General features: G+C 72.3%; 16 protein-coding genes. 13 read left to right on the top strand and 3 right to left on the bottom strand.

The genetic code is table 11. The features are described from left to right. The first annotated feature begins 74 nt into the window (after positions 1 to 74). From RM590_RS14975 to RM590_RS14940, 8 genes are all read left to right on the top strand, one after another. A complete protein-coding gene (locus RM590_RS14975; protein ID WP_311705029.1) occupies positions 75 to 971 on the top strand; it encodes an alpha/beta hydrolase in 897 nt (298 codons plus the stop codon). Between the two features lie 13 nt (positions 972 to 984). After that, positions 985 to 2,790, top strand: coding sequence for an ABC transporter ATP-binding protein (locus RM590_RS14970; protein ID WP_311705028.1), 1,806 nt, complete (start codon positions 985 to 987; stop codon positions 2,788 to 2,790). Next, positions 2,787 to 4,502, top strand: a complete 1,716-nt coding sequence (locus RM590_RS14965) for an ABC transporter ATP-binding protein (protein WP_311705027.1) — start codon at positions 2,787 to 2,789, stop codon at positions 4,500 to 4,502. Before RM590_RS14970 ends, RM590_RS14965 begins: the two co-directional genes overlap by 4 nt. 48 nt (positions 4,503 to 4,550) lie before the next feature. Further along, positions 4,551 to 5,162: a sugar O-acetyltransferase gene (locus RM590_RS14960; protein WP_311705026.1), complete on the top strand. Its 612-nt coding sequence runs from the start codon at positions 4,551 to 4,553 to the stop codon at positions 5,160 to 5,162. 23 nt (positions 5,163 to 5,185) lie between these two features. Continuing rightward, a complete protein-coding gene (locus tag RM590_RS14955) occupies positions 5,186 to 5,734 on the top strand; it encodes a TetR/AcrR family transcriptional regulator (RefSeq protein WP_311705025.1) in 549 nt (182 codons plus the stop codon). A 108-nt stretch (positions 5,735 to 5,842) separates the two neighbouring features. Continuing rightward, positions 5,843 to 6,181, top strand: a complete 339-nt coding sequence (locus tag RM590_RS14950; RefSeq protein ID WP_311705024.1) for a YciI family protein — start codon at positions 5,843 to 5,845, stop codon at positions 6,179 to 6,181. A 2-nt stretch (positions 6,182 to 6,183) separates the two neighbouring features. Next, a complete protein-coding gene (locus RM590_RS14945; RefSeq protein WP_311705023.1) occupies positions 6,184 to 7,341 on the top strand; it encodes an RNA polymerase sigma factor in 1,158 nt (385 codons plus the stop codon). Between the two features lie 123 nt (positions 7,342 to 7,464). Continuing rightward, complete coding sequence (locus RM590_RS14940) at positions 7,465 to 7,908, top strand: ester cyclase (RefSeq protein WP_311705022.1); 444 nt, start codon at positions 7,465 to 7,467, stop codon at positions 7,906 to 7,908. Between the two features lie 15 nt (positions 7,909 to 7,923). Here the strand turns inward: RM590_RS14940 and RM590_RS14935 are convergent, their stop codons facing one another. Then, positions 7,924 to 9,039 carry an alpha/beta hydrolase family protein gene (locus tag RM590_RS14935; protein ID WP_311705021.1) on the bottom strand — a complete coding sequence of 372 codons (1,116 nt, stop codon included), beginning with the start codon at positions 9,037 to 9,039 and terminating at the stop codon, positions 7,924 to 7,926. A gap of 177 nt (positions 9,040 to 9,216) precedes the next feature. Continuing rightward, positions 9,217 to 11,532, bottom strand: a complete 2,316-nt coding sequence (locus tag RM590_RS14930; protein ID WP_311705020.1) for a beta-L-arabinofuranosidase domain-containing protein — start codon at positions 11,530 to 11,532, stop codon at positions 9,217 to 9,219. A 378-nt stretch (positions 11,533 to 11,910) separates the two neighbouring features. On the opposite strand from RM590_RS14930, the gene RM590_RS14925 reads away from it, so the two are divergent. The 5 genes from RM590_RS14925 to RM590_RS14905 all read left to right on the top strand — a co-directional run bounded on the left by RM590_RS14925 (position 11,911) and on the right by RM590_RS14905 (position 16,957). Next, entirely contained in the window at positions 11,911 to 13,062 is a 1,152-nt protein-coding gene (locus RM590_RS14925) for a sensor histidine kinase (RefSeq protein WP_311705094.1), read from the top strand. Continuing rightward, complete coding sequence (locus RM590_RS14920; RefSeq protein ID WP_311705019.1) at positions 13,059 to 13,721, top strand: response regulator transcription factor; 663 nt, start codon at positions 13,059 to 13,061, stop codon at positions 13,719 to 13,721. The genes RM590_RS14925 and RM590_RS14920 overlap by 4 nt, the downstream gene beginning before the upstream one ends. Before the next feature lie 107 nt (positions 13,722 to 13,828). Further along, complete coding sequence (locus tag RM590_RS14915) at positions 13,829 to 14,752, top strand: ABC transporter ATP-binding protein (RefSeq protein ID WP_311705018.1); 924 nt, start codon at positions 13,829 to 13,831, stop codon at positions 14,750 to 14,752. Further along, complete coding sequence (locus tag RM590_RS14910) at positions 14,749 to 15,774, top strand: ABC transporter permease subunit (protein WP_311705017.1); 1,026 nt, start codon at positions 14,749 to 14,751, stop codon at positions 15,772 to 15,774. The genes RM590_RS14915 and RM590_RS14910 overlap by 4 nt, the downstream gene beginning before the upstream one ends. Positions 15,775 to 16,033: 259 nt before the next feature. Beyond that, a complete protein-coding gene (locus RM590_RS14905; RefSeq protein ID WP_311705016.1) occupies positions 16,034 to 16,957 on the top strand; it encodes an RNA polymerase sigma-70 factor in 924 nt (307 codons plus the stop codon). 208 nt (positions 16,958 to 17,165) lie between these two features. Here the strand turns inward: RM590_RS14905 and RM590_RS14900 are convergent, their stop codons facing one another. Next, positions 17,166 to 17,630 carry a hypothetical protein gene (locus tag RM590_RS14900; RefSeq protein WP_311705015.1) on the bottom strand — a complete coding sequence of 155 codons (465 nt, stop codon included), beginning with the start codon at positions 17,628 to 17,630 and terminating at the stop codon, positions 17,166 to 17,168. Positions 17,631 to 17,655 lie beyond the last annotated feature (25 nt).

The following is a 17,655-nucleotide window of genomic DNA, read 5'->3' as shown; positions in this document are numbered from 1 at the left end:
CGGTGCGCGATCCGGACGGGATGCGCGACGGACGGCGGATGATCCCGGGGTGGACGGCCGTGAGGATGGCCGGTATGGATCCCGAACTCGAAGCATTCATCCCGTTGTTCCCCCGGGCCGACCTGACCGACCCGATCCGCGAGCGCGAGAACTTCGCCGCGTTGGCCACCTCGGTGCCGCCCCCGGACACCTCGGGAATGGAGGTCGAGGACCGCACGGTGCCCGCCGATCCGGACGTGGCGGTGCGCGTCTATCGCCCGCACCGGGCGCGGGGCGCCGTCATCTGGCTGCACGGCGGCGGGTTCGTCATGGGTGACGTGGACACCGAGCACCCGTGGGCGGCCCGGCTCGCGGCGGCCTCCGGCGCGGTGGTGATCTCGGTGGGCTACCGCCTGGCGCCCGAGCACCCGTTCCCGGCCGCCCTGGATGACGCGTACGCCGTGCTGACCTGGGCGGCCGGGCACGCGGCGGAACTCGGCACCGACCCGGGGCGGATCACGGTCGGCGGTCACAGTGCCGGCGCGGGGCTCGCGGCCGGGCTGGCGCTGCGGGCGCGTGACGAGCAAGGGCCGGCGATCCGCTTCCAGTTGCTCAACCAGCCGGGGCTCGACGACCGGCAGGAGACGTGGTCGGCGCGGAACTTCACCGATACGCCCTGGATGAATCGCGACAAGGTGACGGCGGCGTGGCGGCACTACCTGGGTTCCGCGCCCGCCACGCCGTACGCCGCCCCGGCGCGGGCCGGCGATCTGTCCGGTCTGCCCCCCGCCTACATCTCCACCGCGGAGTTCTGTCCGAACCGCGACGAGGACATCGCCTACGCGCTGCGGCTGTTGCAGGCCGGTGTGTCGGTGGAGCTGCACCAGTGGCCCGGCACCTTCCACGGGTCGCAGGCGATCCTGTCCGCCGAGGTCTCGCAGCGGCAGATCGCCGAACTCGGCGCCGCCCTGCGCCGCGCCGTGGCCGAGTGAGGACGGCAGGAAGATGACCACCATCGACCCGGCCCGGGCGAGGGACGCGGAGCCGGGCATCCCGGGGCTGTTGCGCCCACACGCGTGGACTTTCGCCGCCGTGGTGATCCTTCAGGTGATCGGCGCCGTGGCGGGTCTCGCGCCGCTGCTGGCGGTCGTCGAACTGGGCCGGGCCCTGCTGTCGCCCGGGCCGGTCGATCACGATCACGTCTGGTTCGTCGTGCTCGCGGGTGCGGCCGGCCTGCTGGTCCGGCTGCTGTTCACGGCCGCGTCATCCGGAGTCGGGCACCTTCTCGACAGCCGGGTGCAACTGTCGTTCCGCCGGGCTCTGGCCGCGCGGCTGGGCGCCGTGCCGATCGGCTGGTTCTCCCGGCGCCGGACGGGCGAACTGGCGAAGGTCGTGGGCGAGGACGTGAGCGCCGTGCACCCGTTCATCGCGCACACCCCCGGTGAGCTGGTCTCCGCGTTCGTGGTGCCGCTGGTGTCGCTGGTCTACCTGTTCACGATCGACTGGCGGCTGACGCTGATCACCCTGATACCGGTGGCGCTGGCAGTGGCGCTGGTCCCGCTGATGATGACCCCGGCCCGGCTGCGCGAGCAGCAGGAGTTCGACGCGGCCATGGGGCGGATCGCGAGTTCGGTCGTCGAGTTCGTGCAGGGCATCTCGGTGGTCAAGGCGTTCGGCGGAGGCGAGCGCGTCCACCGCAGGTTTCGCACGGCCGTGGACGACTTCGCCGGCAGCTTCTTCCGGATGGTGCGCGGTCTGTCCGGGATCGCCGCCGGGATGCAGGTGGCGCTGTCCCCGCCGTTCGTGCTGCTGGTCGTGCTGATCGGCGGCACGACCCTGATCACGAACGGCGCCATGGCCCCGGCCGACCTGCTGCCCTTCCTGCTGCTCGGACTGGGCCTGACCGCCCCGGTGGCGGCCCTCGGCCACGGCTTCGACGACATGCAGGCCGCCCGGCGCGCGGTGGGCCGGATCCGGGACGTGCTCGCGGTGCGGCCGTTGCCGGAGCCCGCGCACCCGGTCGCGCCGCGGGGGCACCGCGTGGAACTGCGCGACGTCCGCTTCGGTTACGACGACGACCACGAGGTGCTGCGCGGAATCGACCTGGTGCTCGAACCGGGGACCGTCACCGCGATCGTGGGACCGTCGGGAAGCGGCAAGTCCACGCTGGTTCGGCTGCTGCCGCGGTTCTTCGACCCGACCCACGGGTCGGTCACCCTGGGCGGTGTCGATCTGCGGGAGCTCGGCAGCGGGCAGCTCCACCGGCTGGTCTCGTTCGTCTTCCAGGACGTTCGCCTGCTGCGCGCGTCCGTCGCGGACAACATCGCGCTGGCGGTACCGCACGCCGGCCTCGACGACGTGGTGTGCGCCGCCCGGCTGGCGCACATTCATGACCGCATTCTCGAACTGCCGCGCGGATACGAGACGGTGATCGGCGAGGACGCCGGGCTCTCGGGCGGCGAGGCGCAGCGCATCGCGATCGCGCGCGCCCTGCTCGCGGATACGCCGGTGCTGGTGCTCGACGAGGCGACCGCCTTCGCCGACCCGGGGACCGAACGGGCGGTGCGCCGGACCCTGGCGACGCTGGGGGGCGATCGGACGGTTCTGGTGATCGCCCACCGCCTGGAGACGATCGCCGACGCCGACACCGTCGTGATGCTGGAGAACGGGGCGGTCGTCGAGCGCGGCAGGCACGCCGAACTGCTCGCGCGGAACGGGACGTTCGCCGCGTTCTGGCGATCCCACCGGTCGGCGGTCGCCGACGGGACCGAACTCCGTGGTGGCGCACGGGAAGGAGACGAGACCCGATGATTCGCATGCTGCTGCGCGTGCTGGGCCACGAGTACGCCCGGCCGGTGCGTCGCACCGTGGTCCTGATGACCGTGACCGCGATGGCCGAGGGGCTGTCCTACGCGCTGCTGGTTCCGGTGCTGCGGGAACTGTTCGGCGGCACACCCGAGGACGCCCGGCCCTGGCTGATCGCGTTCGGAGTCGCGGTCGCGGTCTACGCGGCGCTGCGCTACATCAGCGATCTGTCCGGTTTCCGCGCCGGGACCACGCTGTTGCGCGGGGTGTACCACCGGCTCGGCGATCATCTGGCCCGGTTGCCCGTCGGCTGGTACAGCGCGGCCCGCGTCGGTGAGGTGTCCGTCCTGGCCAGTCGCGGCGTCCTGCGGGCGATGAGCGTGATCGCGCATCTGCTGGCACCGTTCATCTCCGCCGCCGTGACGCCCCTGACGATCGTCGTCGTGATGCTCGCCTTCCACTGGCAGTTGGGGCTGGCCGCGCTGGTCGGCGTGCCGGTCGTGGCGGCGATCCAGATCTGGACGGGGCGCTCGATGGCCGCGGGCGACGCGGAGCGCGCCGAACGCGACCACGAGGCCGCCGGGCGAGTCATCGAGTATCTCCAGGCCCAGCCGGTGCTGCGCGCCGGCGGCCGGACCGCCGAACGCTTCCGGTTGCTCGACGACTCGCTGCGGGAGGTCGGGCGCGCGTCCCGCCGTGCCACGCTGTCGGCGCTGCCCGGCGTGGTGGGCCTGACGCTCGCGGTGCAGGCGATGTTCACCGCGTTGCTGGTCCTGGGCACCCACCTCGCGCTCGGTGGGGACATCGGCGCGGCGGAGGTGCTGGCGATCCTGGTGCTGGCCGCCCGCTGCGCGGACCCGCTGCTGTCGCTGTCGGACATCGGCGGCCAACTACGGGGCGCGCGCTCCGAGTTGGTGAGGCTGGACACGGTGTTGCGCACCGAGCCGCTGCCGGAGCCCCGCGAACCGGTCCAGCCGGTGGGCCACGGCCTGGAGTTCGCGTCCGTGAGCTTCCGGCACGGGGACCGCACGGTGTTCGACGACGTGTCGCTGTCCGTGCCGGAGGGGCAGCGGCTCGCCGTCGTCGGACCGTCGGGTGCGGGCAAGAGCACCCTGCTGCACCTGCTCGCGCGGTTCTACGACGTGGACGCGGGCGCCGTGCGCGTGGGGGGCGTGGACGTGCGCGCGATCAGCACGGACGTGCTGATGTCCCGGATCGCCATCGTCTTCCAGGACGTCTATCTCTTCGACGGCACGATCGAGGAGAACGTGCGTCTCGGCCGTCCCGACGCCGACGAGGCCGAGGTGCGGGCGGCGGCGACCGCGGCGAAGCTGGACGAGGTGATCGAGCGACTGCCCGGCGGCTGGGCGACGAACGTCGGGGAGGGCGGCGCGCTGCTGTCGGGCGGTGAGCGCCAGCGCGTCTCGATCGCGCGTGCGCTGCTGAAGAACGCGCCCATCGTGCTACTGGACGAGGTGACCTCCGCGCTGGACCCGGTGAACGAGGCGGCCGTGCACGAGGGCATCGAGCGCCTGATGGCGGGCCGGACGGTGGTGATGGTGGCGCACCGGCTGCGGACGGTCCAACGCGCCGACCGCATCGTCTTCCTGGACGGCGGCCGCGTCATGGAGGAGGGCGATCACGAGGAACTGCTGCGCCGGGACGGCCGGTACGCCGAATTCTGGCGGGTCTCCCCGGCAGCGGCGGCGCGTGAGTGAGCCACCGTAATGAACGATCGCTCATAGCGGCACTGTACGATCGTTCATATGACTGATCTGGCCTCCGGCGCGTCGGCGCCGCCCCCCGACTACTTCGCCGGCGATCCGCGCACCAACCACGAGCGCATGCTGGCCGGTGACCTCTACATCGCCGACGACCCGGCGATCTTCGAGGAGCAGAAGAAGGCCGCGCGGCTGTCGGCCGAGTTCCTCGCCGCCTACAACGAGGACCCGGGGGCCGGCCAGCACCATGCCCGCCGGCTCTTCGGGTCGCTGGACGAGACCGCGTTCGTGCGCGCGCCGGTCTACGTGGACTACGGCAGCCACATCACCATCGGTCCCCGCACGTTCGTCAACATGGGCCTGACGGCGCTGGACGTCGCGCCGATCACGATCGGGGCGGACTGCCAGATCGGTCCGCACGTTCAGTTGCTGACCCCCACGCACCCGGTCGAGCCGCAGCCGCGGCGCGACAAGCTGGAGGCGGCCAGGCCGATCACCATCGGCGACAATGTCTGGCTGGGTGGCGGCGTCATCGTGTGCCCCGGCGTGAGCATCGGCGACAACAGCGTCGTGGGCGCCGGGTCGGTCGTCACCCGTGACATCCCCGCGAACGCGCTCGCCGTGGGCAACCCGGCCCGCGTGCTCCGGTCCCTTTAGCGGCAGCCGTCCCGAGGAGCGCTGTGAAGTCCCGCCGTACCGAACCCGGCCGACGCGACCGCCTGATCGACATCACGATCGATCTCATCGCGGAGATCGGTGTGGCGGGCCTGTCCCACCGCAAGATCGCCGCGCGCGCGGACGTGCCGCTGGGGACGCTCACCTACCACTTCGGCGGCATGGACGGGCTGCTGTACGAGGCGTTCACCCGCTTCGCGAACTCGATCGCGGACACCTTCACGGCCCGCCTGGGCGCCGCGGCGGACGCCGAGCAGGCTCAGGCCGCGGTCCTCGACCTGATTCACTCCGAGTCCGGCCGGCAGAGCAACCGCGACCTGGTGATCGTCTTCGAGCTGTACACGCTGGCGGCGCGTGACCCGAAGTTCCGCCGGATCACCAGCACGTGGATGCGGCGCAGCCGCGAGGACCTGGAACGGCACTTCAGCCCCCGCGCGGCCCGCCAGCTCGACGCCCTCATCGAGGGCGCGGCGATCCACCGTGCCCTGGACCCCGAACCGGCCGACCGCGAGCTCATGCGCGACGCGGTCGCGAAGATCGTCGCGCGGGGGTAGCGGCCGCCGGCGGCACGGCGGTCCGAAAAAATGTCCGCCGATGATGTCCCCCGCGCCGCCGCTCGTTCGTCGTCAGGGGTGGGACCCCACTGAACTCCGGAGGTTGCGATGCAGTACGCCGTGATGATCTACGCCGAGCCCGGCTTCGACGACACGCTGTCCGATGCCGAACGTGAGGCGATGCACGCCGAGTACGCGGTGCTGGGCGACGACCCACGGTGCGCCGGCGCCGCGCGGTTGCAGCCCGCCGAGACGGCGACCTGCGTGCGCGTGGTCGGCGGCCGGACCCTGATGACCGACGGCCCCTTCGCGGACACCAAGGAGGTGCTCGGCGGCTTCTATCTGCTCGAGGCGGCCGACCTGGACGAGGCGACCGAGCTGGCGGCGCGCGTGCCGGCCGTCCGGCTCGGCGCCACGATCGAGATCCGGCCGGTGGCGCGGCGCTGACCGTGCTGGAGGAAGTGTTCCGCGACGAGTGGGGCCGGGTGCTGGCCTCGCTGGTCGGGTTTCTCGGTGACTTCGACAAGGCGGAGGACGCCGCGCAGGAGGCGTTCGCGATCGCGGCGCGGCGCTGGCCCGAGTCGGGCGTGCCGGCGAACCCGGGCGCGTGGCTGGTGACGACGGCCCGCAACCGGGCCATTGACTGGATTCGCCGGGAGCGCACCCTGGCCGAGAAGATCAATCTGCTGCCGGTACCCGAGGCCGTCATGGACGAATTCGACGACACCGTGATCAAGGATGAACGGCTGGAGCTGATCTTCACCTGCTGCCACCCGGCGCTGCCCCTGGAGGGTCAGGTGGCGCTCACGCTGCGGGCGCTCGGTGGCCTGGAGACCGCCGAGATCGCCCGGGCGTTCCTGGTCTCGGAGGAGACCATGAAGCGGCGTCTGTCGCGCGCCAAGGCCAAGATCAAGGCGACCGGCATCCCGTTCGCGGTGCCCGGCGCGCGTCTGCTGCCCGAGCGCCTCGACGCGGTGCTGGCCGTGATCTACCTGATCTACAACGAGGGTTACCGCGGCCGGGTCGATCTGGGCGCCGAGGCGATCCGGCTGGGGCGAGTGCTCGCCGCGCTCATGCCGGACGAGCCGGAGGTACACGGGCTGCTGGCGCTGATGATGATCCACCACGCCCGGCGCCGGGCCCGGTTCTCCGGTGAGGACCTGGTGCTGCTGGAAGACCAGGACCGGTCGCTGTGGGACGCGGGGCAGATCGCGACGGGCCGGGCGGCGCTCGAACGGGCGGTCGCGCTGGGCGGGCGCGGCGCCTATGTCGTTCAGGCCGCGATCGCGTCGTTGCAGACGCGGGAGCGGATCGACTGGCCGCGGGTCGCCGAGATGTACCGGCGGCTGGCCGAGCTCACCGGCTCCCCGGTGGTCGAGCTCAACCGCGCCGTGGCGGTCGCCCAGGCCGGCGACCCCGCCGCCGCGCTGGGCGCCGTCGACCGCCTCGGCCTGGACGGCTACCTCTACTTCCACTCGACCCGCGGCGAGCTGTTGCGGCGGCTCGGCCGTCACGACGAGGCCCGGGCGGCGTACCGCCGGGCGCTTGAGCTGGCCACCACGACGCCCGAACGGCGGTTCCTGACCCGGCGGCTGGAAGAGCTCTGACCGCGGCTGTCCCCCGGGCGGGTGCTCGTTCGTCGCCCAGGTGTGCGGGACAACGTTCGCGCCGCCGGTCCGGCGCCGCGGCGAACACCCGCGGAACGCCGAAGCCCTCCAGGGAGGAACCGCATGTCTGCAACCCAACTCGCCGACCACAAGGCGACGCTCAGCCGTCTGAACGAGGCCCACAACAGCGGCGACGTGGAGCTCGTCTCGACGATGATCGACGAGATCTTCCAGCCCGATGTGCTGATCCACACGCCGTTGCCGATCGAGGCGACGGGGGCGGAGGCCCAGAAGGAGGTGCTCGCCAGGCTCCACCGGGCCTTCCCCGACCTCCATGTCGCGGTCGAGGACATGATCGCCGAGGGGGACAAGGTCGTCTGCCGGAACACGGTCACCGGGACCCACCGCGGCGAGTACCTGGGCGTCGCGCCGACCGGCAAGTCCATCACCTACAGCGAGATCTTCATCGTCCGTTTCGTGGACGACCGCATCGCCGAGGGCTGGGGGGTCGTGGACGTCGCCGCGCAGCTGCGCCAGCTCGGCGTGCTGCCCGCGCGCCCCTCATGACCACGGCAACGTCGCTCACGGCAGCTGGTGGAACCTCACCTCCGGGTACCGTGCCGACGGCCCGTCCAGCAGGGGCGCGTTCCGCCCGCGCAGGTGCGTGTCGGCAAACGCCGTGACGTAGGCGCGCGTGATGGTGTCGCAGCGGTCGCCGTCGAGGGCCTGGACCGGGATGCCGAGTTGTCCGGCCAGCGGCGCCACGTCGGTGAAGGAGAGGTGCGCCATGCCGTCGACGCTCAACCAACGCCGCCAGCCGGTCAGTTCGGTCCAGGTCTCGTCCCAGGTCGGGTCGGGCCCGCCGGGCACGTGACCGGGTCCGCCCAGCATCAGCATCGGCCGGCGGAGCAGTGCCTCGCTGGGGTAGCGGAAGTTGCCGTCCATGTTGACCGCCGCCTTGATGCGCGTGTCCGCCAGCAGGGCCGGGACCGTGCTGTAGCCCCCGGCCGAGTGCCCGACCATGGCGACGCGGTCGGTGTCGATGAGCCCGCCGTGCTCCCACGCCGGGGAAGTTCCGGTGAGTTCGTCGAGGACGAAGGACACGTCCGCGGCGCGTACGTCCCCGACCCGGGCGTGATCCGGGTTGTCGCATATCACGCAGCCGGTGGTGTGCCCGTCGGGGAACGTGATGCCGTCCGCCTCGTAGTTGTGGCCGATGCCGGCCACGACGTAGCCCCGGCTGGCCAACTCCTCGGCGAGTCCGGTCAGCGTCGCGCGCGGCATGCCGAACCCCGGGGAGAGCACGACCAGGGGAAGTCGGGCGCGGGTGCGCATGGGCCGGGCGCCGACGGTGGAGTGGGTGACCACGGTGCTCAGCACATCGGGCGGCAGCGGAATGCCGCCGGCCTCCAGATAGGTGCTGGATTCCTCGGCGGTCATGTACGCCGAGGGGGTGTCCGAGGGCCTTTCCGCCGGATACCAGACGGAGACCATCAGTTCCCGGTGTTCATGGGGCACCCAGGGGTCGGCACTGTCCCGGTCCTCCAGATGCACCGTGACCATGCCGATCGGGTGGTCGCCGCCCGGCTCGGGCAGCCGCGGGGGCGCCGTCGGCTCGCCGGCCTCGGCGGACGCGGTGAACAAGGTGCCGGCCAGGACCATGGCCGACAGGGCGCCGGCCAGGAATCTGCGTCTCATGAGCAACTCTCCATCGGGGTGCCGTCGCCACGCGTACGTCGTGATGTCGAGGCTCAAACGCTAAACAGGGACGGCGCCTTCGCCGATATGCCACGGGCGGAGATCGCCCGCCGGACATACACCTCCAGGTGACGTCCGGCGGGTGTGGTCCCGCCTCCCGGCCGACGGTGGTGCGCCCTAGCCGTTGCGCACGACGCGCCACCGGTTGTCGGCGGTGCCGTTGTCCGATTCCTGGACCGCGAACGCGCCCACCGCGGTGGAGTTGTCCTGAATTCCGAGCAGCTTGCCGCTGTTCTCGTTGCGGATCTTGTACGTCCCGTCTCCCTGGTCGAGCAGCGTCCACCTGTGGTCGGCGGTGCCGTTGTCCGACCATTGCAGGACGGTCGCGTTGTCCGCGGTGGACATGTCCTGGACGCCGAGCACTTTGCCGCTGTGGGCGTTGCGGAGCCGGACCGCGTTCCCGTCGTTGATCATCGCCCAGTTGTGATCGGCGGTGCCCGAGTCGTGCCACTGGAGGGCGCGGCCGCCGTCGGCCGTGGACATGTCCTGGATGCCCAGCACCAGCCCGCTGCCGACGTTGACGAGGCGGACCGTGGCGCTGCTGCCGACGTTCCAGTAGACGGTGTAGTTGTGGCCGTGCGCGTCGTAGAACGGGCCCAGGTTGACGGTGGAGCCGTTGGCGGTGGCGGTGAAGGCGAGCGAGCTGCCGCTGGTCCGGGTGATCGAGGACGTGTTCAGCGACGGGAGGGAGCCGAGCGCGGTGTTGCCGTAGTTGCCGGACAGCACGACCGGGCCGTAGGTGATGGCGGCGACGTTCGCGTTGTCGTTGGCCGGCCGCGGGACGACCTGCATGGGCAGGCGGACGGTGACCGTGTCGCCGGAGGTCCAGGAGCGGGTCAGGGTGGCGTAACTGCCGGGCGTGGTCGCGATGTTCTGTGCCGCGCCGTTGACGCTGACGGTGGCCCCGCTGGTCCAGCCCGGGATGCGGACGCGCATCGACCAGGTCCCGCTGACGGTGCCGGTGACCCGCAGGGTCGTGGTGTCGCCGACGGGGTACGACGTGGTCTGGGTGACGGTGATCCCGCGCTGCGACCAGGTGAGCTCCGACGGCACGAACAGGTTCACGGTCAGCGTGGTGTCGTTGAAGAAGTAGATGGAGTCCATCAGCCTGGTGTGCATCTCCAGGCCCGTGCCCTGGCAGCACCAGAAGCTGTCGTAGTCGGTGCTCCAGGTGCCGCCGCCCCAGGCCGGGCCGACGCCCCGGCGGCCGCCCGGGTTGAGCGGGGTGAAGTAGGTGACGTGGCCGTGGTCGCTGGCCGGGTTCTGCTGGCCGATCATCTGGTTCAGCCACGCCCGCTCGTAGTAGTCGAACAGCGCGGCCCGGTTCGGGTCCAGCGCGAACAACTCGCGGGTGAGCGTGAGCATGTTGTACGTGTTGCAGCTCTCGCACGTGTCCTGGTTCAGGTAGGCGGCGATGGCGTTGGGGGGCCGGAAGTGCTCCGCCTGGCTGTTGCCGCCGATGACGTAGGTGTGCGCGTTGACGCAGATGTTCCAGGCGTTGGTGGCGATGTCGCGGTAGCGGGTGGTGCCGGTGGCCTTGAACTCCCGGGCGGCGCCGATCCACTTGGGCACCTGGGTGTTGGCGTGCAGCCCGTTGAGCCGGTCCTCGTTGGCGGCCAGCGGGTCGAACACCGCGCCGTGGTCGAACCGCTGGGCGACGGTGAGCCACCGCGCGTCGCCGGTCTGCTGGTAGAGGTCGGCCAGCACGGCGTTCATGCCGCCGAACTCGGTGCCCAGCATGGTCTGCATCTGCTGGCCGCTCAGCCGGCCGGTGCGCCAGTCGACCCAGCCCGCCAGGCTCAGCAGCACGTCGCGGGCCTGCGTGCTGCCCAGGTGCCGCCACACGTCCAGCAGGCCGACCAGGGTCTTGTGGATCGCGTAGTACGGCACGTTGCCGTTGGTCAGGGTGCGCTGTTCGAGAGCGGTGAAGTCGGACTCGGGAAAGCCCGACAGATACCCGCTGTTGAACCCGGCCGCGCCGTTGTTCGCCTGGCACTTGGCCAGCTCCGCCACCATGTGGTTGGCCTTGTCCCGGCAGGTGGTGTCCCCGGTCAGGGCGTAGACCTGCGCCCACGCGGTGAGGAAGTGGCCCTGCACATGGGTGCGGAACGGGAACGTCGGCGCGTCCCAGCCGCCGTTGGACGCGGCGCCGTTGGTGGACAGCCGGTGGTTGGCCCGGAAGTTGTACAGCAGCCGGTCGACGTCGACGAACCGCAGATAGTTCCGCGTCCGGTTCTCGTTGTCCAGCCAGCGGCTCGCGGTCAGCCGGACCTGACCGAGCTCGAAGGGGTGCGCGGACACCCCGATGTCGGGCCGGGCCGGGGGAATCGCCGCCCGGGCGGGCGAGGTTGCGATGACGGGCCCGGCGACGGAGGCGACGGCGGCGGCCCCGCCCACCTGGAGGAGCCGGCGCCGGCTGACGGAGGAGGACATCTCGCACTCTTTCCGTTGATGAGGAGAAGCGCCTACGCCCAGCAGGCGCTCATGGGCTCGGAACGGGGCTGTGCACAGCGCTGATCGCTCTTGGCCGGCGGGGAAACGGGGCGCGCCCGACCGCGGAACGTCCGTAATATCGAACGTCGTTCACGAAGTCGAACAGAGGATAGGAGCAGGTCAAGAGGGTGTCAATACATGGCTCAGCGGGCGCGTGTGAACGCGGTTTCCGTACTTTCGGCCGGTCCGCCCCGCGCCTCCGCGTGACTAGCCTCGGGGCATGGATACGGATCGCCGCCCCGGTGCCGGGTGTTGGCCCGCGCGCCGCCGAGCGGCACGGCCGAAAGCCGGTGGATCTGTAGCGTGAACGGCGTGACCATGCTGGACCGCGCCGCCAGGATCGCCTCCGCCACCGGGCTCACCGCCCTGTTTCTCGCGGCGCTCGTCACCCAGACCGTCGCCATCGCGCAGAGCTGGGGCGCCTGGTACTGGCTCCCCGGCGCCGCCGCCGCGGTGGCGGTGTGCGCGCTCGCGCTGCTCCGCCACCGCCACCGGCACCGGCACCGGGCGTGGCTCGCGGGCGCGGGCCTGGCCGTGGCGGCGGTCGCCGTCACGCTGTCCAAAGCCGCCGACCTGCCCCAGGAGCCGGGGCCCGCGCTGGCGCTCGGCCTGTCCGTGCTGGTCGGCTCCGCGATCCGGGCCCTGCGTCCCGTGCCCGCCGGGGTCATCGCCGCCGCCGGGCTCGCGCTGGTGGCCGGCGGCCAACTCGCCGCCAACCCGGCCGTGTCCGGCGTCACGGCCGTGACGGCGGTGAACGGCGCCGCCTGGCTGGCCGCCGTGGCCGTCGGGCTGTCGCTGCGGCTGCTCGACGACCGGGCCCGGACCACCGCCGAGCAGGTGCGCCGGGACGAACGTCTGGAACTGGCCAGGGAGTTGCACGACGTCGTGGCCCACCACATCGCCGGCATGCTGATCCAGGCCCAGGCCGCCCAGGTCGTCGGGCGCAAGGACCCCGGAAAGGCCGTTGACTCCCTGGCCGGCATCGAGACCTGCGCCGCCGACGCCCTCACCGCCATGCGCCGCGTCGTCGGGCTGCTGCGCGACGACACGGGTCCCGCCTCTCCCGGGCCGGAGCGGCTCGGCGCCCTGGTCGAGCGCTTCAACCAGCAGGGCCCGCGCGTCCACTTGCGGATGCCCGACGCTCCCGACGGTGAGGCGGCGTGGCCGCCGGAGGTGACGAGCACCGTCTACCGCGTCGTCCGCGAGGCGCTGACCAACGTCCGGCGCCACGCAGCCGGGGCCGGCTCGGTGTCGGTCACCGTCGGCCGGGACCCGCGAGGGGTCACCGTGGAGGTCGTCGACGACGCCCCATCGGGGCCGGTCCGGCCCGCCCATCGCGCCGGATACGGTTTGCTCGGCATGCGCGAGCGCGTCGAATCGCTCGGCGGCACGCTGTTCTCCGGCCCCGGTCGCGGCGCCGGCTGGTTCGTGCGGGCCACCCTGCCCCTGCCCACCCGGGAGCCACGATGACCATCAGGGTCCTGCTCGCCGACGATCAGGCCATGGTCCGCGGCGGGCTGCGGCTCATCCTGGAGGACCAGCCCGACATCAGCGTGGTCGCCGAGGCCGTCGATGGGGCCGAGGCCGTCGCCCTGGCCCGGCGGCTGCGTCCGGACGTGTGCCTCGTGGACGTCAGAATGCCCCACCTCGACGGCATCGAGGTGACCCGCGCGCTGGCCGGCCCCGGCGTGCGCGACCCGTTGCGGGTCGTCGTGGTCACCACCTTCGACCTGGACGAGTACGTCTACGGCGCGGTGCGCGGCGGCGCCGTGGGCTTCGTCCTCAAGGACGCCGGTCCCGCCCTCCTGGTCGAGGCCGTCCGGGCGGCGGCCAACGGGGACGCGCTGGTCTCGCCGTCCGTCACCGTGCGGCTGTTGCGGCACCTGGCGGCCTCCGGGGCGCCGGGCCGGGCCGGCCGCGCGGAGCCGCCGCTGTCGGAGCGCGAGCTTCAGGTGGTGCGGGCCATCGCGCGTGGCCGCACCAACCAGGAGATCGCCGCCGAGCTGTTCATCTCGCTGAGCACGGTCAAGAGCCACCTGTCGGTCATCATGGGCAAGCTCGGCGCGCGCAACCGGGTCGAGATCGCCGTCTGGGCCTGGGAGAACCGCGTCGTCGGCAACGGCGCCTGACCGCTTGGGCGCACCTTGGCCGAACCAGCCGAAAGAACGGCCCCCGGCGGCCGGAACCGTGCTTTGGGCCGGTGCCGGCGGACGGCCCCCGTTTCCAGGATGGGGCCATGCCCAACGAGCAATCCCCACCAGTACTCCAGGCCCAGGGCCTGACCAAGAGGTACGGCCGCCGCACGGCCCTGAACGACGTCAACCTCACCATTCCGCCCGGCCGTGTCATCGGCCTGGTCGGCCCGAACGGGGCCGGCAAGTCGACACTGCTGCACCTCGCCTGCGGGCTGACCGAGCCGACGTCCGGCTGGCTGAACGTGCTCGGGTCCCGCCCGGCGGCCGGCGCCGCGCACCTCGCGAGGGTGGGGTTCGTTGCCCAGGACACGCCCGTGTACGGGTCGTTCAGCGTGGCCGATCACCTGCGGCTGGGCGCGCGGCTGAACCCGTCGTGGGACCGGGACCTGGCCGAGCGGCGGATCGCGCGGGCCGGGCTGAGCCCGGCACAGAAGGCCGGGCGGCTCTCCGGCGGCCAGCGCGCGCAACTGGCGCTGACGATCGCCGCCGCGACCCGCCCCGAGCTGCTGATATTCGACGAGCCGGCCGCCGCGCTCGATCCGCTGGCGCGACAGGCGTTCCTGGAGAACCTGCTGGAGTTCGTCACCGAACTCGGCGCCGGCGCGGTGCTGTCGTCGCACGTGCTCGGCGACATCGAACGCGTCTGTGACCACCTCGTCGTGCTGTGCGCGTCCCGGGTGCAGATCGCCGGCGACATCCCCGACCTGCTGGCCGCCCACCACCGGCTGGTCGCGCCGCGCGAAGAGCTCGACCGGCTGCCCGGCGGAGCCGAGGTGATCCGGGTGCGGGAGGAGAACGACGGGCGGCACGTCAGCGCGCTCGTGCGGGCCGACGCGGGAACGCCGTCGGCGCTGCCCGGTTCGGTGGAGCCCGTCACGCTGGAGGAGCTCGTCCTCGCCTATATGACGCGGGCGGCCGAGCCCGCCGCCCGCGCCGGGGCCCGGGCGGGAAGGGGCGCGCGATGATCTGGCTGAGCTGGCGGCAGTTCCGCGTCCAGGCGCTGGCCGCCGTCCTCACGCTGGCCCTGGCCACCTCCTACCTGGGGTATCTCGGCCTGGACATCCGCGACGCGCACGACGCGTACCGGGAACAGTGCCGGACCGAGGCCGACTGCGCCGAGGCCGCGGCCCGGTTCCGCGGCGCCTACGAGAACACGCTGCTGTTCCTCGCCGGCGGACTCGCGCTGGTCCCCGCCGTCCTCGGCGCGTTCTGGGGCGCGCCGCTCATCGCCCGCGAACTGGAGGCCGGGACCCACCGGTTGGTGTGGAACCAGAGCGTGACCCGCGTCCGCTGGCTGCTGACCAAGCTGCTGGTCGTCGGCCTGTCCGCCATGGCCGTGACGGGCGCGGCCAGCGCGCTGCTCACCTGGGCGGCGAGCCCGTTCGACGAGGTGGCTCGCAGCCGGTTCAGCGCCCTGGAGTTCGGCGCCCGCAACATCGCGCCCCTCGGCCACGCCGCGCTGGCCGTCGCACTCGGCGTCGTCATCGGCCTGGTGCTGCGCCGGACCCTGCCCGCGATGGCACTCACCCTCGCGGTCTCGCTCGCGCTCGCGTTGCTGGTGCCCAACTTCGTGCGCCCGCACCTGATGTCGCCGGAGCCGGCGTCGCTGCCCATGACCGCCCAGGCCATCAACGAGGCCAAGAGCCTGGGCAGCATCACCGGGGGCGCCGCCGTCGGCGGCCTGCGGCTGCCCGACGAGCCCGGCGCCTGGATCAGCCACACGAGCCCGCTGCGCACCGCGGACGGCCGGGCGCTCGACGAGGCCACGTTCAACAAGTGCCTCGACGACCCACCGGTGACGGGAGCCGGCGGCAGATTCGGCGACACCGCGGTGTGCCTCGGCGAACTCGGCCTCCACGTCGATGTCTCGTACCACCCGGCGGAACGCTACTGGCCGTTCCAGTGGCTGGAGACCGCGCTGTACCTCGCGGCCGGCGCCCTGCTGACGGCCTTCGGGCTCTGGCGCGTCCGCCGCCGGCTGAACTGAGGCCCCGCCCGCCGTACCGCGGCCCCCCTCGTGTCACAGACGGCGGGGCTGTCTCGTCTCGGGTGTCGGAGACAGATTCCGGAATCGGGAACGTGACAGGCATGTGGGTGTTCGTGACAGGCGGGACCGGGGTCCCGGGGCGGCGGCCGGGCGCTACCGTCCCGGGTGTGGAGCGACAGGCGAACGGCGTGTCCGGCGCCGCCGGCGGGCGGGAGCCGCGCCGCCCCTCGGGGTGCCGGGGCGTCGAGGGGGGACGGGCGTGACCCGGGCCGAGGAGTTCGAGGAACTGCGGCCGCTGCTGTTCTCGATCGCGTACCGGCTGCTGGGCAGCGTGACCGAGGCCGAGGACGCGGTCCAGGAGACCTGGCTGCGCTTCGAGTCCTCGCGGACGCGGCACAGGTCGGCCAAGGCCTTCCTCTCGGCCGTGGTCACCCGGATCTCGATCGACGTGCTGCGCTCGGCCCGCTTCCGGCGGGAGGAGTACGTCGGGCAGTGGCTTCCCGAGCCGCTGCTCACGGACCCGTATGAGGATCCGGCGCGGTCGGCGGAGCTGGCCGACTCGGTGTCGGTGGCGGCGCTGTTGCTGCTGGAGCGGCTGAGCCCGCTGGAGCGGGCGGTCTTCGTGCTGCGGGAGGTCTTCGGGTTCGGCTTCCCCGAGGTCGCGTCGGCGGTGGGGAGGTCGGAGGCGGCGTGCCGCCAGCTCGCGGTGCGGGCGCGGCGCCACATGGACGCGGGCCGCCCCCGGTTCGAGGCGGACCGCGGGGAGCGGGACGAGCTGGCGGCGCGTTTCTTCGACGCGCTCCGGGAGGGCGACGTCGAGGGCCTGCGGGAACTGCTCGCCGCCGACGTTCGGTTGGTCGGGGACGGCGGCGGCAAGGTCCCCCAGTTGGCCAGGAGCATCGTCGGCGCCGACAACACGGCCCGGCTGCTGTCCATGAGCTTCGCCGCGCTCGCCCGGGTCGGGGTGGAGTGGGAGCCGCGCGAGGTGAACGGCCATCCCGGCGCGATCGTCCGCGACCGGGACCACAAGGTGCTCACCACCTGGACGCTCGACGTGGCCGACGGGCGGATCCGGACGATCCGCTCGGTGAGCAACCCCGACAAGCTCGCGCACGTGGGTCCGGTGGCGGACGCCTGGGCGATCACCCGCGCGGCGAAGCGGGTCCGCCGGGCCGCGGGGTGAACCGGAGGAGCGGCTCCGCAAGATCTTGCGCAGGCACAGTTCCCCCCACCTCACTCCGAAGAAAGCCGTCTGGTTCACGCTGCCCGGCGTCGCGGTCGCCGGGCACTGTCGGCCGTGCGATGCGCTTCGAAGCCGTCATCAACGGCATCGAAGCCTTCACCGAACGAGTCCTGCCGCCGGCTCTTGCCCGAGAGCTGGTCCGAACGTGTCACGCGCCCCGTCGGGAGCTCGCCAGGTCGGCAACAGCTCGGTGTAGCCGCTCAAGGAATTGGGCCAGGCTCGGGACAATCGGTTGGAAGTCGTCCGACCAGCTCGCGGTGGCGGACCGGTGGACGCGCCCGTCGTGATCGATGGCGAACAGGATGCCTCCACCGTCACTGCCGAACACGATGCCGGTGGCCCGGTCGGCGATGCGGACGGGGCCGTAGGCCGTGAGGTGGTCGAGCACCAGGTCGGGCGGGAGCTCGGTGGTGTCCATCGGTCGTGCGACCGCGGCTCGGCTAGTGTCGTCGGCCGGGGGCACCTCGTTGTCGCCCGGTGGGTAGCCATGGGCGCGCTCGAAGAGGGCGAGTGCTCGGTCGAGTTGGCCGGTGATCCCGCGTTGCCAAGCGGTGAGCCAGTCGGGAGAAAGCTCGGGGGTGGTCAGGGGGGATCCTTCTGGACGAGCGGTCAACGGCGAACGCGGCCGCGCCGATCCG

It is taken from the genome of Streptomyces litchfieldiae (assembly GCF_031845365.1).
In the GTDB taxonomy this organism is placed as follows: domain Bacteria; phylum Actinomycetota; class Actinomycetes; order Streptomycetales; family Streptomycetaceae; genus Streptomyces; species Streptomyces litchfieldiae.
This window is presented reverse-complemented; position numbering and strand designations above follow the sequence as displayed.

What these genes read in the sequence shown, in the direction of transcription:
- RM590_RS14965 (WP_311705027.1), top strand. Translation starts at nt 2,787, where the DNA reads ATGATTCGCATGCTGCTGCGCGTGCTGGGCCACGAGTACGCCCGGCCG.
- RM590_RS14935 (WP_311705021.1), bottom strand. Translation starts at nt 9,039, where the DNA reads ATGAGACGCAGATTCCTGGCCGGCGCCCTGTCGGCCATGGTCCTGGCC.
- RM590_RS14925 (WP_311705094.1), top strand. Translation starts at nt 11,911, where the DNA reads ATGCTGGACCGCGCCGCCAGGATCGCCTCCGCCACCGGGCTCACCGCC.
- RM590_RS14940 (WP_311705022.1), top strand. Translation starts at nt 7,465, where the DNA reads ATGTCTGCAACCCAACTCGCCGACCACAAGGCGACGCTCAGCCGTCTG.
- RM590_RS14910 (WP_311705017.1), top strand. Translation starts at nt 14,749, where the DNA reads ATGATCTGGCTGAGCTGGCGGCAGTTCCGCGTCCAGGCGCTGGCCGCC.
- RM590_RS14960 (WP_311705026.1), top strand. Translation starts at nt 4,551, where the DNA reads ATGACTGATCTGGCCTCCGGCGCGTCGGCGCCGCCCCCCGACTACTTC.
- RM590_RS14975 (WP_311705029.1), top strand. Translation starts at nt 75, where the DNA reads ATGGATCCCGAACTCGAAGCATTCATCCCGTTGTTCCCCCGGGCCGAC.
- RM590_RS14930 (WP_311705020.1), bottom strand. Translation starts at nt 11,532, where the DNA reads ATGTCCTCCTCCGTCAGCCGGCGCCGGCTCCTCCAGGTGGGCGGGGCC.
- RM590_RS14920 (WP_311705019.1), top strand. Translation starts at nt 13,059, where the DNA reads ATGACCATCAGGGTCCTGCTCGCCGACGATCAGGCCATGGTCCGCGGC.
- RM590_RS14915 (WP_311705018.1), top strand. Translation starts at nt 13,829, where the DNA reads ATGCCCAACGAGCAATCCCCACCAGTACTCCAGGCCCAGGGCCTGACC.
- RM590_RS14970 (WP_311705028.1), top strand. Translation starts at nt 985, where the DNA reads ATGACCACCATCGACCCGGCCCGGGCGAGGGACGCGGAGCCGGGCATC.
- RM590_RS14950 (WP_311705024.1), top strand. Translation starts at nt 5,843, where the DNA reads ATGCAGTACGCCGTGATGATCTACGCCGAGCCCGGCTTCGACGACACG.